Below are 15115 nucleotides of genomic sequence, written 5' to 3'. Positions count from 1 at the left end.
AGAGATGCCAGGAAAGCACATGAAACTGCGAAGGGCCCTTCCGATCGCCGCCGTATTGCCGGCCCTCCTCGCGATATCCGCGTGCAGCGGGGAATCGAAGGATTCCGGCAACGGGAAGCCGAAGACGAGCGCGAAGAGCTCCCCCGGCTCACCGAGCGCCGAGGAGAAGGCCGACGCCGAGGCCAGGCGTATGGGGGCCATGGCCCCGCAGGCCCTAGAGAAGGCGACCCTCTCCGGCACGAGCAACGGCTTCGAGATCAAGAAGGTCGCGCAGGCCGACGTCGAGGCAGGCCGCGACTTGAAGGCCGACAAGGCCGAGTGCCAGCCGCTCGCCAGCCTGGCCGGCGGCTTCACCCACCTCCCGGCGGTGAGCGTGGAACACCGCTCGCTGGAACCGACCGAGGCGAAGAACGCCACCGTCGGCTCGATGTGGCTGGCCTCCCACTCGCCGAAGAACGCCCAGAAGGTCATGACCGACCTGCGCACCTCCGTCAAGGAGTGTCCCGGCGGCTTCAAGACTCTCGGCCTCACGTACAGGGCGGTCGAGCCGGTGAAGGCGCCCGCTCTGGGGGACGAGGCCCTCGGCTACCGCATCACCAATGTCATCGGCAAGCAGAGCGTCACCATGACGTTCACAGTGGTGCGGAAGGACGGCGTGGTCGCGGTCTTCTACGGCGTGAACATGCTGACCCCGAAGAACAGCGCGATGCCGGAGGCGATCGTCAGAGCACAAGTGGAGCAGCTGGGCTGATCCGCCACCCGTCGTGGGCCACGAGCACGACGGACGGACGAGCACGACGGAACGCGAAGGAGGGGCCACCCCAGCGGGGTGGCCCCTCCTCGTTCCGTCACGGAATCGAGCTGCTAGGGAGCCCAGACGAACGGCCGTCCGGGCTCGGGGCCCGTCGGCCGTCCGGCGTTCAGCTCCATGAGCCGGTCGTACGCGCCCTCACCACCGAGCCGGATGCCCAAGGGGTATCCGGGGTCGGCGAAAAGGCATCCACCGTCCTCGAAGCGGAATTCGAGGCATTCGTACTCCGTCCCGGGATCCCCGGCCACTGAAACAGACGCTCCAGGCAGCACCCCCCGGATCCGAGTGACGCGCAGCGAGTCGTGTGCGTCCGTGAGGACGTCCAGACCGCGCGAGTCGAAACAGAACTCGTCCTCGTCGTCGAGCAGGGCTTCGGGAATCCCTGGTTCGGTGACGAATTCGACCGTCATCCTACCTTCGTCCTGGACCGTGGCGAGTTCAACGAACCCGTCCTCCAGTTCCAGAAAAACCGAGACCGGGAACGGCTTGAACAGCGGATGCTCCCGATCCCTGTCGATATACCCAGGGACCAGTACGTCCCGGACCGGGCCCCGGACCATTCGGTCAAACAGTGAATTGCTCATCACAGCATCACGATACCGAGGTCCATACCCGCACCGGACTGGAGCAGGGTCCACCACTCGCCGTTCGGCTTCACGATGAGCGTCAAACCACTGCCGCGGAACACGTGTGCGGCAGGCTGACCCGCCTTGAGCGTGCCCATACCCACATACTTGACCTTACCGCTAGTGATCAGCTCGAACAGGTCGCTGAGCAGTTCGGCGCCCTCATCGTCCTTCCACTTGGGGTAGGTCTTCCCGAGGAACTTGCCGAGCATGTCCTTCTTGCTCTTCCAGTGCTCCTTGAAGGACGCACCGCGGGTGAGCCCCTTGAAGCAGGGCACCTCCGGTTCGTCGGAGGCTGCAGCCGCCCTGTCCGAGATCCCGCTGAAGGACGCGATCGACATGGTCGCCCCCTTCACCAGACAGTGCGGCGGCTTGTGACCGTCCTTCCGCACCTTCTCGATGATCTTGCGCAGCTGGTTCAGCGTGCGCTTGCCCCACTCCGCCTTCTCGAAGAAGCGGGCGATGCCGGAGACGACCGTGGCGATCGCCTTGGTGACCGCGGGAAGTTTGCCGACGACGGCCACCAGGCTCGCCACGTTCACCAGCGTCCACAGACAGCTCTCCACATCGCCCTGGCCGAGGCAGCGCTTGAGATCGTTGACCCCGATGAACTCCAGGAGAACGTCGGCGCCGTTGGCGATGACCCAGTCGATGACGCTGGCTCCGACCGCCTGGAGGGCTGCACGGTAGTCGTCCACGCACTGTTGACCGCACTCGGCGAGAAGAATCTGCTCCTCATCGGCCGTCATCCCAGGCCAGGACGAGGAACCGCCCGTCACCGGGGTGCTGCCGTTCTCCATCGCGGCCTTGCGCTCGGCCTCGATCTCCCGGCGCTCCTCCTCCTCGGCATGCGTCGCGGCCGTCTCGGCCTCTTCGGCGTACTCCTGGGAGTTGGCAGCCGAGGCCTCGGCCTTCGTGGCGTCCTGCTCGGCCTTCGTGGCTGCGCCCTCCGCCATCGCGGCGTCCGCGCTCGCGGCGGTCGCCGCCGACCGCGCGCTGCTCGCATCCTTCTCCGCCTCGGTGGCGGCGCTGTCGGCGGCTACCGCGTCGGATGTCGCCTCGTTCGCCGCGAAGGACGCGTACATCGCATCCTCGCCCGCCTGCATGGCCCAGCCGTCGGCCCGCTCGGCGGCGGCCTGCGCGGCCTTGGCCGCCTTTTCGGCCTCCGCCGCGGCGATCTGGGCACGCTTGGCCGCCTTTGCCGCGCGTTCCGCGTCCTTGGCCGCCGCCGCTGCCGCCTCGGCCGCCAGCTTGTCGTCGACCGCCGCCTGATCGGCAAGACGCTGTGCCTCCGCCGAGTACGCCGCCGCCTGGACCGCTTTGGCCTCGGCGGCCTTCGCCTGCTGCTCCGAGAGGGTCAGCGCGTTCTGGCCGGTGAGGACCGCGAACGCCGCCGACGCGTCGGTCTCCTGGTACGGAGTACCGATGCCGATGGCCTCGTTGGCCGGCTTGATCACCTGGGTCGCGGTGTCCCGCGCCGCGCTCGCCGCCTGGGCGGTGGCGTACGCGTACCCAGCCGTCTTCGCCGCCCACTGGGCGGTCATAACCGCCTCGGTGTGCGCCGCCGCGGCCTCCTTCTTGGCCAGAGCCGCCGCAGCGGACGCCTTCTTGGAGTCGGCTTCGGCGTCCTTGGCGTTCTGCGCCGCCGCCTCCGAGGCGTCGATGGCCTCTGCCGCGGCCGCGTGTGCCGCCGCGGCGGAACCCACGGAGGTCATGTACGCCGACCACGCGCCCTCGGAGGCGGAACGGGCCCGCTCCGCCGCGCCATTGGCCACGGTTGCCGCGGAACGGGCGTTCTTCGCCGCCGTAGTGGCGGTGTTGGCCGCGGTCCACGCCGAAGCGGCCGCCGACACGGCCACGTCGGCCGCCGCACGGGCATCGGTCGCCGCCTGCCGCGCCTCGCCCGCCGACGCGCTGCCCTCGGCGGCGGCTGCGGCCGCCTCGAGCGCCGACGCGCGGGAGAGCGCGGCGTTCTTGGCCCGGTCTGCCTTCACGGCGGTGTCCCGCGCAGCCTCGGCGCGGCCCTCCGCACCAAGCGAGTCCTCCAGGTGCGCGAACGCACTCTGGCCCGCTGCTACGGCGCTGCCGCGTGCCGTGGCCGCGACGCCCCGCTGCTCCTGAGCCGCCTGTTCGGCGACATTCGCCTTGTCCCGCTCCGATTCTGCGGTGGCACGGGCAGCGGCCGCGTTGGCTCGCTCCATCTCAGCGACAGCACGCTTGCTCTGCGCCGTCGCCGCCGCCTGCTTGGCCTCCTGTTCCTCGCGCTCCGCGGTGGCCTGGGCCTCCTTGGCGATCTTCAGATTCGCCTCGGCCTCGGCCGCGTTCCGGTCCGCGCTGTCCGCCGCGGCCTTCGCCTGCGCGGCGGCCTCCTGGGCGGCGATGCGGTGGAACTCGGTCTTCACGGCGTGCGTCTGGGTCTGTGCCAGGGCCAGCAGCGTCTGGGACGTCGAGACCGTGGCGTTCGCCGCGTTCAGCGCCGTCTCCGTCGCCTTCGCGGCGGCCGTGGCGGCCGCGCCGGAGGCGCGGGCGACCTGCACCGACTGCTGGGCGTACATCAGGCCCCGGCCGCGCGGCGCCTCCGCGGCGTCCGCGATGGCCCAGGCGTCCTGCTGGGCGGTCACCGCACGCTGCGCGGCGGCGGTGGCCAGACCGGCCTGCTCCCGGGCCGTGGTGACGAGCGTCCGGACCTTGCCGCGGGCCTTCTCCAGGTCGGACTTCGCCTGGTCGAAGAGGGCCTGCTTGGGCTTGAGGATGTGGTCCGGGTCGGCCGCGAGCTGGTCGTGCCAGTACTTCTGCCAGCGCAGGATCTGGTCGGCGAGCCACGCCTGGCCGATGGCCTCGATCATGTTGTCGGTGGCGGCCTTCGTCGCCGCGGCGGCGTCGGCCTCCGCCCGCATGATGATCGTGCGCTGCGTGTTCTGGCCGGCGTACTCCGTCTCCCACTCGGCCGAGGCCTGGGAGACGACCTCGCTGAGGGCGTTGCGCGGGTCGACCGGGTCACCGTGGTTGCACGTGGCCCAGGCCTGCTTGAGGTTCTCGACCTCGACGCGGAACGCCGCGGTGCCCTCGGTGACCTTCTTGGCGGGGAAGCCGCCGTGCCGCAGATAGGTGGCGATGTCCGTGGAGGTCGTACCGCCGAAGAACTGGTTGTCGGTCGTACTGGCCGACCGCAGCATGGATTCCGCCGCGAAGTCGTGCCAGTCGTCCTTGCCCCGGTTCTATGCGGTGATCTCCCGGGCCTTCGCCAGGGACTCGGCACTCGGGTTGGTGTGCCCGTCCCAGCCGAGACGGGCGGACAGCTTCGGCTGCGAGGCGTGGGTGAACGCCATGATCTCCGCGCCGAACTGCGGTGCGTGCAGCGTGATCCCGTCGTCGAACGAGCTCATCGCGTACGGCCGGTTGGCATCCTCCAGGACGGCCTTGCGGGCCGCGATCGCGTCCGCGTACTCGTACGCGGCCGCCTTGTCCTGGCTGGTCGCCTGGCCCAGGGCCATGAGCTGCAGCCAGCTGAGGTCGCCGATGACCTCGTGCAGCTGGGCGTTCGACCCGGACAGGCCCTGGATGGCCACGGCCTTCGTCCTGGCGCCGCCCGCGTGCAGGGCGACTCCGGCGAGGCAGCGCTCCAGGCGCGGGGTGCCGCGGACGCTCTTCAGAACGGCCGTCAGCTCGTTGAGGCGGCGCAGCGCGTCGTCGGCCTCGCGGAAGATCTTCCGCATGCCGTCGGAGACCTTCTCGATCGCCAGCGCGAGCGCGGGTATCCGGCCCACGATCACCGACGACGAGGGCATGTCGACCAGGGCCCAGAGGCAGTCGTCCACGTCGGACGAGGCCAGGCACTTCTTGACCTTGGCGGCGTCGAGCTGCTCGAAGAGGATCTGTCCCCCGTTGGCGGCGGCCCATTCGACGACGTTCACGGAGACGGCCGCGAGGCCCTTCCGGTAGTCGTCGACGCAGGTCTGGCCGCAGGCGCCGAGAAGGATCTGCTCCTCCCGCTCACCGAGCGCCGGCCAGTTGGAGGCACCGCCCTCGATGGGCGTGACGCCTTCAGCGAGGGCCTCCTCGTGGGCGGCCTCGTTCCTCTCCCGCTGCTCCTGCTCGGCCTTCTTCGCGGCCTCCTCGGCGGCGGAGCTGTCGCCCGCGGCGTCGGACGCCTTGTCCTCGGCCTCCTTGGCGGCCTTCTCGGAGTCGGCGGCCTTCTTCGCGGCCTCCTCGGCGGCCTCGGAGGACCGGCCGGCCTTCTCGTTCGCCTCCGCGGCGTGCTTCTCCGCGTCGGTCGCCTCACGGGCGGCTTCGGCGGCGATACCGCTCACCGCGCCGGCGGTGGATCGGGCGCTGAGGGCGTCCGTCCCGGCCTGCTCGGCGTGGCCGGCGGCGGCGTCGGCGGCGTCCTTCGCACCCTTCTGGGCGTCGGAGGCCTGGGTGGCGGACGCCTGGGCCCGGGTCGCGGCCTCGACGGCGCGCACCGAGTCGCTCGCGGCGCGGGCGGCGGCCTCGGCGGCGAGCTTCGCGTCACCGGTGGCCTGCGCGGCGGTCTGCTGCGCGGACTCCGCGGCGGCCGCTGCTGCGGTGGCCTTGGCGGCGGCGGCGGCCGCCTGCTGCTCGGCGGCCGTCTTCGACGACTGTCCGACCAGTACGGCGAACGCGGCCGCGCTGTCCTTCTCCTGGTACGGGCTGCCGAGGGCGACGGCCTCGGCGGCGGAGGTGATCGCCTCCTGGGAGGCGTCCCGGGCGGCGAGCGCGGCCTGAGCGGCGGCATGGGCGCGGCCGACGACGGTCGCGGCCGACTTCACGGCCTCGGCGGCACTCGCGCCGGCGGCGTCCGACTCCCGCTGGGCCTTCCTGGCCAGTTCGGTGGCGTTCTCCGAGGCGGTCGCCGCGTGGTCGGCGCGGATCGCGGCGTCCTGCGACGCGTCGAGGGCGGTGGCCGCGGCGGCGTGCGCCGTGGAGGCCTCGCCCTGCGAGGCGTAGAAGGCGGACCAGGCCGTGGCGGCAGTGGTCTTGGCCCGCTCGGCGGCGCCCTCCGCCGTGGTGGCGGCGGTGCGCGCGGAGACCGCGGCGGCGGTCGCCTGGTCGGCGGCGGTCTGCGCGGCGGTCGCGGCCTGGACGGCCTCGTTCGCGGCCGTGCGGGCGGCGGTGGCCGCCGCCCGCGTCTCGGCGGCGGCGGCGCTGCCCGCGGCGGCGGTCGCGGCGGCTTCGAGGGCGGCGGCGCGGGCCGCGGTGGCCTGCTTGGCCCGGAGCGCGGCGGTCGCCTTCTCGCGTGCGGTCTGCGCGGCCTTCGCCTTCTCGTCGGCGAGCTTCCGCTTCGCCGTGGCGTCGGCGGTCGCCGTCCCGGCAGCCGTTCCCGCGCCGGTGGCGGTGGCCTGCTGGGCGGCGGCCTTCTCCTCCGCGGCCTTGGCCTTGGCCCGCTCGGTGGCGGCCTTGGTGCGGGAGGCGACGGCCGTGGCCTTCTCGGCCTCCGCCTTGGCACGCTCGGAGGCGGCCGTGGCGGCGGCGGTCTTGGCCTTGTCGCGCTTCTGCTCCGCCGTCGTCCGCGCAGCCTTGGCGGTGTCTGCGCTGTCCGCGGCGGCCGTGGCGTTGGCCACGGCGCTGTCGGCGGCGGCCTTCGCCTGGGCGGCGGCCTCCTCGGCGGCGACCCGGCGGAACTCCGTGGTGAGCGCCGCCGACTCGGTCTTCGCCTTGGCGAGGAGCGCGTCACTGGTGGCGACGGTCGCGTTCGCGGCGCCGAGCGCCGTCTCCGTCGCCTTCGCGGCGGCCGTGGCGGCGGCCGCGGAGGCGCGGGCGACCTGCACCGACTGCTGGGCGTACATCAGACCCCGGCCGCGCGGCACGTGGGTCGTGTCGGCGACGGCCCATGCCTGCTGCTGCGCCGTGGTCGCCTTCTGGGCGGCGGCGGTGGCCTTGGCCGCCTGGGCCTTCGCCGAGGTGGCGAGGGCGGCGACGTTGGCGCGGTAGCGGGCGAGGTCGGCGTCTGCCCTGTCGTACGCGGCCTGGTCGGGCTGGCCCGGATAGGTGGGGAAGGGCCAGTCGGCCAGCGTGTCCTGCCAGTTCTTGCGCCAGCGCAGGAGCTGTTCGGCGAGCCAGGCCTGTCCCAGGGCCTCGACGAGATCGTCGGTGGCCTCGCGGGTGGCCGCCGAGGCCTCGGCCTCCGCGCGCATGATCGTGGCGCGCTGGTCCGCCTGACCGGCGTACTCCAGCTCCCACTCGATCATGGCGGCCATGACGAGCTCGTTGAGCTTGCGCGAGGGGTCGTACGGGTTCGCGTAGTCGCAGGCGGCCCAGGCCTGCTTGAGGTCCTCGACCTCGACGCGGTACTCGGGCGAGTCCTTGACGGGCGATACGGTCGGGAAGCCGCCGCGCTTCAGGTACGACGCGATGTCGGTGGAGGTTCTGGAGCCCCAGCCGACCTGGCTGTCGCTGAGCATGCTCCTGGACGCCCAGTCGTGCCACTCGTCCTTGCCGCGGTTCTCCTCGGCGATGACCTTGGCGCGGGCGAGGGCTTCGGGGCTGGCCTTGCTGAGGGTGTCGTCGTCGAGGTGCTTGGCCATCTCCCGCTGGGTGCCGATGGTGAAGTTCCAGACGGCGTCGCCGAACTTCGGCGCCCACCAGTCCAGCCGGTGGTCGCCGGCGTCGTTCTTGGCGTACACCTGGTTGGCGAGGGACAGGGCCTCGTCGCGGTCCCGGACGGCGTTGGCGTAGACGCCGCCGGCGTCCTCGTCGGCGTCGGCGGCGACGTCCAGGGGGCTGTCGAGCCACCAGTCGAGGTCGTCGCCGAGGACGGTGTCGAGGTCGGTCTCGGTTCCGGCCAGGCCCTCGATGGCCTTGGCCTTCAGCAGGGGGCCGCCGATGCGCAGCGCCTGCGCGCCCTGGCAGCGGTCGAGGCGGCGCTCGGCGCCGATGCTGTTGCGGTACTGGGTGGGGTCGTCCTGCTCGGGCTCGGTCGCGGCGGCGACCGGCGAGCTCTGGATCATGCCGACGAGGACGGCGGAGGCCGTCATCATGGCGGTGGTCGCGGTCGCCTGCGTCAGGGCGGCCCGTATGCGACGGCGGCGTCTGCCGACGTCTCTGAGCAATGACATGTTCTGCCTTGCAATCTCACGATCGTCCGGCAGCACTCTGAGCATGGGCATGGCACCCACGGGCGCGGCAGCCCACCAGGCAGAGTTCCCCCCTGGTCACGACAGTGCCGGCACGCTCGCCCCCCACGACCGGCGCTGCCGCTTACTCCGCGACCATGTCATGTCCCGCGCCGCACGTGAAGATCAAATAACCTTCACGAAGGGCACACAGGCTGCCACTCCCGGTCAAGACGGGCGCCTGGTTGATCGTCTTGTTACCGGGCGTAAACCAGCGCGGGGGCGGCCTCCGTCCATATGCCGAGATCCCCGGCGCGCCGGGAATGACAGGCACAAACCCCGGGTTGACCCATGTCATGCCGTCTTCCTCCGCCGAGCCCACGCCCCCCGCTCCCGAGCCCGCCGCACAGGACTTCGAGCCCGCCGCACAGGCCCCCGAGCACGCCCCCGCGAGCACCGGATCCGCCGGCCGCATGCCGCTGGCCGTCTACATCCTCGGCCTGTCCGTCTTCGCGCTCGGCACGAGCGAGTTCATGCTCTCCGGACTGCTGCCGCCCATCGCGGAGGACATGAACGTCTCCATCCCCCGCGCCGGGCTGCTCATCTCGGCCTTCGCGATCGGCATGGTCGTCGGCGCGCCGCTGCTCGCCGTCGCCACCCTGCGGCTCCCCCGCAAGACCACCCTCATCGCCCTCATCACCGTCTTCGGCCTCGGCCAGATAGCCGGCGCCCTCGCGCCGAACTACGCAATCCTCTTCGCCTCCCGCGTCATCAGCGCCCTCGCCTGCGCCGGATTCTGGGCGGTCGGCGCGGCGGTGGCCATCGCGATGGTCCCGGTCGGCTCGCGCGCCCGCGCCATGGCGGTCATGATCGGCGGCCTCTCCATCGCCAACGTCCTCGGTGTCCCGGCCGGTGCGTTCCTCGGCGAGCACCTCGGCTGGCGCTCCGCCTTCTGGGCGGTCGGCCTCGCCTCCGCGATCGCCCTCGTCGGCGTGGTGACCCGCATCCCCCGCATCCCCCTCCCCGAGACGAAGCCCCGCCTCAAGAGCGAGGTCGCCATCTACCGCGACCGCCAGGTCCTCCTCTCGATCGTCGTCACCGCCCTCGCGGCCGGCGGCGTCTTCTGCGCCTTCTCCTACCTGGCCCCGCTGCTCACCGACGTGTCCGGACTCGACGAGGGGTGGGTCTCCGGCGTCCTCGGACTCTTCGGCATCGGCGCCGTGATCGGCACGACGATCGGGGGCCGGGTCGCCGACGCCCACCTCTTCGGCGTGCTGCTCACCGGCATCGCCGCCTCCACGGTCTTCCTGGTCGCCCTGGCCCTCTTCGCATCCAGCCCGGCCGCCACGATCGTCCTGACCTTCCTCCTCGGCGTCTCCGCCTTCTACACGGCCCCGGCCCTCAACGCCCGCATGTTCAACGTCGCCGGCGCCGCCCCCACCCTCGCGGGCGCCACCACCACCGCCGCCTTCAACCTCGGCAACACCGGCGGCCCCTGGCTCGGCGGCACGGTCATCGACGCGGGCCTCGGCTTCGCCTCGACGGCCTGGGCGGGCGCGGCGATGACGGTCGTCGGCCTGGCGACGGCCGCGGTGGCCCTGAAGCTCCACAGGTCCCCGTCCCGCGTGGTGACCTCCGGCATCCCGCAGCCCGAGAAGGCCGTGCCGTCCACGTCCCGCTGACGCCCCCGGCATCGGCCGAAACCCTTTTCGTACGGCGCCGTCACCGCCGTACGGTGGCGCGATGACCACCCAGATCATCATCCTCAACGGCGGTTCCAGCGCGGGGAAGTCCGGCATCGTGCGGTGTCTCCAGGCCGTACTCCCCGACCCCTGGCTCGCGTTCGGCGTCGACTCGCTCATCGACGCGATGCCCCTCAGGATGCGGAGCTCCGACGACGGCATCGCGTTCGACGCCGACGGCGGAGTGAACATCGGGGCCGACTTCCGCGCCCTCGAAGGCGCCTGGGCCCAGGGGGTCGCCACCATGGCCCGCGCCGGCGCACGCGTCATCGTCGACGACGTCTTCCTGAGCGGAGCGGCCGCCCAGGACCGCTGGCGGGCCTTCGTCGGCGACCTCGACGTGCTCTGGGTCGGCGTCCGGTGCGACAGCGCCGTCGCCGAGGGCCGCGAGGTCGCGCGCGGCGACCGGGTCGCCGGAATGGCCGCGAAGCAGGCGGACATCGTGCACCGGGGCGTCGACTACGACGTGGAGGTCGACACCACCCGCACCGAATCGCTGGAGTGCGCCCGCGTCATCGCGTCCCACGTCGTCTGACCCCCACCGCGGCCCCGGTCAAGAGGGCGCCGGTCGGCCCTTCGGTCGTCGCAGCCCCGCCGCCGTGAGGCGCCGCAGCAGTTCCTTCGACCCGACCTCGACCGCACCGCCGGCCACGGCGTCCGCGTACCGGTCGGAGGGTATGTCGTAGTGGTCCCGCTCGAAGGCGCGGGGCGGGGCGCCGATCGAGGCGGCGAAGGTGTGCAGCTCCTCGAAGGAGACGTCGCTGACCAGGTGCGACCACATCCGGCCGTGGCCGGGCCAGGTGGGCGGGTCGATGTAGAGGGTCACGCCGGAACCGCCTTCGCCTCGGCCCGCCCGCTCACGTCAGCCCGCCCGCTCAGGTCAGCCCGCCCGCTCACGTCAGCCCGCCCGCTCACGTCAGCCCACCCTGTCACGGCAGCCCGCCCGCTCACGTCAGGCCGCCCACCGGCGCCACCACGACGCCCTGCTTCCCGCAGACCCAGTGCGGGTCCGGCCCCAGCTCGGGCTCCACGTCCAGGGCGTGCGGGTCACCGGTGGAGCAGACCGGGCAGAGGGGCCAGCGGCCGTACCGTTCGAGCAGGGCGTCCTGGACGTCCTGGGCGACGAGACCGGCGACGTACGCCAGGCCCTCCGGCCACTGCTCGACCCACCAGCGCCGGTGGGTCACCGAATCCTCCACCATCGACACCACCTCGGCGGCGGCGACCTCGCGGGCCACCAGGTCGGCCAGTACCAGGGCGCGGGCGGCGTGCAGCGCCTGCTCCACGGGGTCGATGTCGTCCATGCACCCATTGTCACCCGGGGCCAGCGCACCCTGCGAAGGGCCGAAGGTCCCGCCCCGATCCGGGACCGACGAGGTCTTGTCGCACCCCCCGTCCGAAAGTATCTTTCAGATGTGACCAATGAAGTGAAGGAAAGTTTCACGGGTGACGCGCCCCCCGCCCCCGCCGCGCTCGCGGCCAAGGTGCGGACCCTCGCGCCGTCCATGACCCGCTCGATGCAGCGGGTCGCCGAAGCCGTCGCCGGAGACCCCGCCGGCTGCGCCGCGCTCACGGTCACCGGCCTCGCCGAGCTCACCGGCACCAGTGAGGCGACCGTCGTCCGCACCGCCCGCCTCCTCGGCTACCCCGGCTACCGCGACCTCCGGCTCGCCCTCGCCGGACTCGCCGCCCAGCAGCAGTCCGGCCGCGCACCCGCCGTCACCGCCGACATCGCCGTCGACGACCCGATCGCCGACGTCGTCGCCAAGCTCGCCTACGACGAACAGCAGACCCTCGCCGACACCGCCGCGGGACTCGACACCGTCCAGCTCGGCGCCGCCGTCGCCGCCCTCGCCACCGCCCGCCGCATCGACATCTACGGCATCGGCGCCTCCGGCCTCGTCGCCCAGGACCTCGGCCAGAAACTCCTCCGCATCGGCCTCATCGCGCACGCCCACAGCGACCCGCACCTCGCCGTCACCAACGCCGTGCAGCTCCGCTCCGGCGACGTCGCCATCGCCATCACCCACTCCGGCTCGACCGGCGACGTCATAGAACCGCTCCGGGTCGCCTTCGACCACGGGGCGACGACGGTCGCGATCACCGGCCGCCCGGACGGGCCGGTCACCCAGTACGCCGACCACGTCCTCACCACCTCCACCGCCCGCGAGAGCGAACTGCGCCCCGCGGCGATGTCGTCCCGGACCAGCCAACTCCTGGTCGTCGACTGCCTGTTCACCTGTGTCACACAGCGTACGTACGAGACGGCGGCCCCTGCCCTCGCCGCCTCGTACGAAGCCCTGGCGCACCGCCACTCACCCCGCACCCGCTGACGACCACAGCACCGAAAGAGCCGCACGTGTCTGCTACGTACTCCGAACTCCGCGCCCAGCTGGCCACCCTCACCACCGAGGCGTTCCGTCCGGAACTGGCCGAGATCGACCAGCTCCCCACCGCCGAGATCGCCGCGCTCATGAACGGCGAGGACGCCACCGTCCCCGCCGCCGTCGCCCAGCAGCTCCCCGCCATCGCCGCCGCCATCGACGCCACCGCCGAGCGCATGGCCCGCGGCGGACGCCTCATCTACATGGGCGCCGGCACCGCGGGCCGTCTCGGCGTCCTCGACGCCAGCGAGTGCCCGCCCACCTTCAACACCGACCCGAGCGAGGTCGTCGGCCTCATCGCCGGCGGCCCCTCCGCCATGGTCAAAGCGGTCGAAGGCGCCGAGGACTCCAAGGAACTCGCCGCCGAGGACCTCACCGCGCTCGGCGTCACCGCGGACGACACCGTCGTCGGCATCTCCGCCTCCGGCCGCACCCCGTACGCCATCGGCGCCGTCGAGCACGCCCGTGCACACGGCGCGCTCACCATCGGCCTCTCCTGCAACGAGGACAGCGCGCTCGCCGCCGCCGCCGAGCACGGCATCGAGGTCGTCCCCGGCCCCGAGCTGCTCACCGGCTCGACCCGGCTCAAGGCCGGCACCGCCCAGAAGCTCGTCCTCAACATGATCTCGACCATCACGATGATCCGGCTCGGCAAGACGTACGGAAACCTGATGGTCGACGTCCGCGCCTCCAACGAGAAGCTCCAGGCCCGCTCGCGGCGGATCGTCGCCCTGGCCACCGGCGCGCCGGACGAGCAGATCGAGACCGCCCTCGCCGCCGCCGACGGGGAGGTGAAGAACGCCATCCTCATGATCCTCGCCGACATCGACGCCCCCACGGCCACCGAGCGGCTGAAGGTCTCCCGGGGCCACCTGCGCGCGGCGCTGCACGCGACCGGCCCCACGCCGTAACCCCCAGGGGGCGCCACCCCGTCGGCCCCTCCCCCAGAGGCACCCCTCACAGCAAGGCACCACCGCACCATGAGCACAGACGACAAGAACCGCGCCATCGCCGCCGCGATCCTCCCCCTCGTCGGCGGCGCCGAGAACATCGGCTCCGTGGCCCACTGCATGACCCGCCTCCGGCTGGGTCTGCGCGACCGCTCGCTCGTCCAGGACGAGGCCCTCAAGGCACTGCCCGCCGTGATGGGCGTGGTGGAGGACGACACGTACCAGATCGTCCTCGGCCCGGGCACCGTCGCCCGCGTGACCCCGGAGATCGAGGCCCTGGTGGCGGCGGCCCCGCAGCCGACGCACTCGGCGGAGGACCTCGCGGCGCAGGGCGCGGCCCTGAAGGCGGCGCGGAAGGCGAAGAACGCCACCCCCTTCAAGCTCTTCCTCCGCAGGATCGCGAACATCTTCGTCCCGCTGATCCCCGCGCTCATCGGCTGCGGCATCATCGCCGGCCTCAACGGCCTGCTGATCAACCTCGGCTGGCTGCCCGGCGTCACCCCGGCGCTCGCCGCGATGGCGAGCGGCTTCATGGCCCTCATCGCGGTCTTCGTCGGATACAACACGGCGAAGGAGTTCGGCGGTACGGCGATCCTCGGCGGCGCGGTCGCGGCGATCATCGTCTTCCCGGGCGTCGCCAAGATCGAGGCCTTCGGCCAGACGCTCTCCCCCGGCCAGGGCGGTGTGCTCGGCGCGCTCGGCGCGGCGATCCTCGCGGTGTACGTGGAGAAGTGGTGCCGCCGCTGGGTGCCGGAGTCCCTCGACGTCCTGGTCACCCCGACCCTGACGGTCCTGATCTCGGGCCTGGTCACGATCTTCGGCCTGATGTTCGTGGCCGGTGAGATCTCCACCGCCATCGGCGAGTTCGCCGACTGGCTCCTCGCGCACGCGGGTGCCGGAGCGGGCTTCGTCCTCGGCGGCCTGTTCCTGCCGCTGGTGATGCTGGGCCTGCACCAGGCCCTCATCCCGATCCACACCACGCTCATCGAGCAGCAGGGCTACACGGTCCTCCTCCCCATCCTGGCGATGGCGGGCGCGGGCCAGGTCGGCGCGGCGATGGCCGTCTACCTGAAGCTCCCGCGCAACGGCTCGATCCGCCGCACGATCAGGTCCGCGCTCCCGGCCGGCTTCCTGGGCGTCGGCGAGCCGCTCATCTACGGCGTCTCCCTCCCCCTCGGCCGCCCCTTCGTCACGGCCTGCGTCGGCGGAGCGTTCGGCGGCGGCTTCGTCGGACTGTTCAGCATGCTGGGCGACACGGTCGGCTCGACGGCGATCGGCCCGTCGGGCTGGGCGCTCTTCCCGCTCCTCGACGGCGACAAGGGTCTGGGCGAGACGATCGCGATCTACGCGGGCGGCCTGATCGTCGGCTACCTGGCGGGCTTCGTGGCGACGTACTTCTGGGGCTTCAGCAGGGAACTCCTGGAGGAGTTCAACGTGGACACGGAGACGGAGCAGGCGGAGGTGACGGTGGCGAAGGGCGGCCCCGCGCCGGAACGCGAGCCGGAGCCGGCCAAGGTCTGAGCGAAGGC

At 72.3% G+C, this 15115-nt stretch carries 11 protein-coding genes; 6 read left to right on the top strand and 5 right to left on the bottom strand.

All coding sequences use genetic code 11. The annotated features are described in order from the left end of the window. The first annotated feature begins 19 nt into the window (after positions 1–19). On the top strand, positions 20–751 hold the full coding sequence (locus tag ACIP84_RS29485) for a hypothetical protein (RefSeq protein WP_401801827.1): 732 nt from the start codon (positions 20–22) through the stop codon (positions 749–751). Positions 752–864: 113 nt separating this feature from the next. Here the strand turns inward: ACIP84_RS29485 and ACIP84_RS29480 are convergent, their stop codons facing one another. The 3 genes from ACIP84_RS29480 to ACIP84_RS29470 are packed head-to-tail and all read right to left on the bottom strand — an operon-like array spanning position 865 to position 8513. After that, positions 865–1395 (bottom strand): hypothetical protein, encoded by a 531-nt coding sequence (locus ACIP84_RS29480; RefSeq protein ID WP_401801823.1) that lies wholly within the window; start codon positions 1393–1395, stop codon positions 865–867. Then, positions 1395–4613: a hypothetical protein gene (locus tag ACIP84_RS29475; protein ID WP_401801820.1), complete on the bottom strand. Its 3219-nt coding sequence runs from the start codon at positions 4611–4613 to the stop codon at positions 1395–1397. Before ACIP84_RS29475 ends, ACIP84_RS29480 begins: the two co-directional genes overlap by 1 nt. 42 nt (positions 4614–4655) lie before the next feature. Beyond that, the gene (locus ACIP84_RS29470) at positions 4656–8513 is read right to left on the bottom strand and encodes a hypothetical protein (protein WP_401801817.1); all 3858 of its coding nucleotides are present in this window, start codon (positions 8511–8513) and stop codon (positions 4656–4658) included. Positions 8514–8983: 470 nt separating this feature from the next. On the opposite strand from ACIP84_RS29470, the gene ACIP84_RS29465 reads away from it, so the two are divergent. Then, positions 8984–10192, top strand: a complete 1209-nt coding sequence (locus tag ACIP84_RS29465) for a Cmx/CmrA family chloramphenicol efflux MFS transporter (protein ID WP_401802229.1) — start codon at positions 8984–8986, stop codon at positions 10190–10192. A gap of 61 nt (positions 10193–10253) precedes the next feature. Further along, positions 10254–10787: a chloramphenicol phosphotransferase CPT gene (gene cpt / locus ACIP84_RS29460; RefSeq protein ID WP_355963911.1), complete on the top strand. Its 534-nt coding sequence runs from the start codon at positions 10254–10256 to the stop codon at positions 10785–10787. An 18-nt stretch (positions 10788–10805) separates the two neighbouring features. On the opposite strand, the gene ACIP84_RS29455 is transcribed toward cpt, so the two are convergent. Together ACIP84_RS29455 and ACIP84_RS29450 are read right to left on the bottom strand one after the other, a co-directional pair. Then, positions 10806–11078 carry a DUF4031 domain-containing protein gene (locus ACIP84_RS29455; protein ID WP_055600707.1) on the bottom strand — a complete coding sequence of 91 codons (273 nt, stop codon included), beginning with the start codon at positions 11076–11078 and terminating at the stop codon, positions 10806–10808. A 121-nt stretch (positions 11079–11199) separates the two neighbouring features. Next, entirely contained in the window at positions 11200–11556 is a 357-nt protein-coding gene (locus ACIP84_RS29450; protein ID WP_355963924.1) for a hypothetical protein, read from the bottom strand. Positions 11557–11667: 111 nt separating this feature from the next. Here ACIP84_RS29450 and ACIP84_RS29445 point away from each other — a divergent pair, with 111 nt between their 5' ends. The 3 genes from ACIP84_RS29445 (at position 11668) to ACIP84_RS29435 (ending at position 15107) form a co-directional block, all read left to right on the top strand. After that, positions 11668–12585 carry a MurR/RpiR family transcriptional regulator gene (locus ACIP84_RS29445; RefSeq protein ID WP_030321987.1) on the top strand — a complete coding sequence of 306 codons (918 nt, stop codon included), beginning with the start codon at positions 11668–11670 and terminating at the stop codon, positions 12583–12585. 26 nt (positions 12586–12611) lie between these two features. Then, complete coding sequence (gene murQ / locus ACIP84_RS29440) at positions 12612–13547, top strand: N-acetylmuramic acid 6-phosphate etherase (RefSeq protein ID WP_355963925.1); 936 nt, start codon at positions 12612–12614, stop codon at positions 13545–13547. A gap of 69 nt (positions 13548–13616) precedes the next feature. Next, positions 13617–15107, top strand: a complete 1491-nt coding sequence (locus ACIP84_RS29435; RefSeq protein ID WP_401801813.1) for a PTS transporter subunit EIIC — start codon at positions 13617–13619, stop codon at positions 15105–15107. The last annotated feature ends 8 nt before the right edge of the window (positions 15108–15115 follow it).

It is taken from the genome of Streptomyces sp. NPDC088707, from assembly GCF_044752725.1.
GTDB lineage: Bacteria > Actinomycetota > Actinomycetes > Streptomycetales > Streptomycetaceae > Streptomyces.
This window is presented reverse-complemented; position numbering and strand designations above follow the sequence as displayed.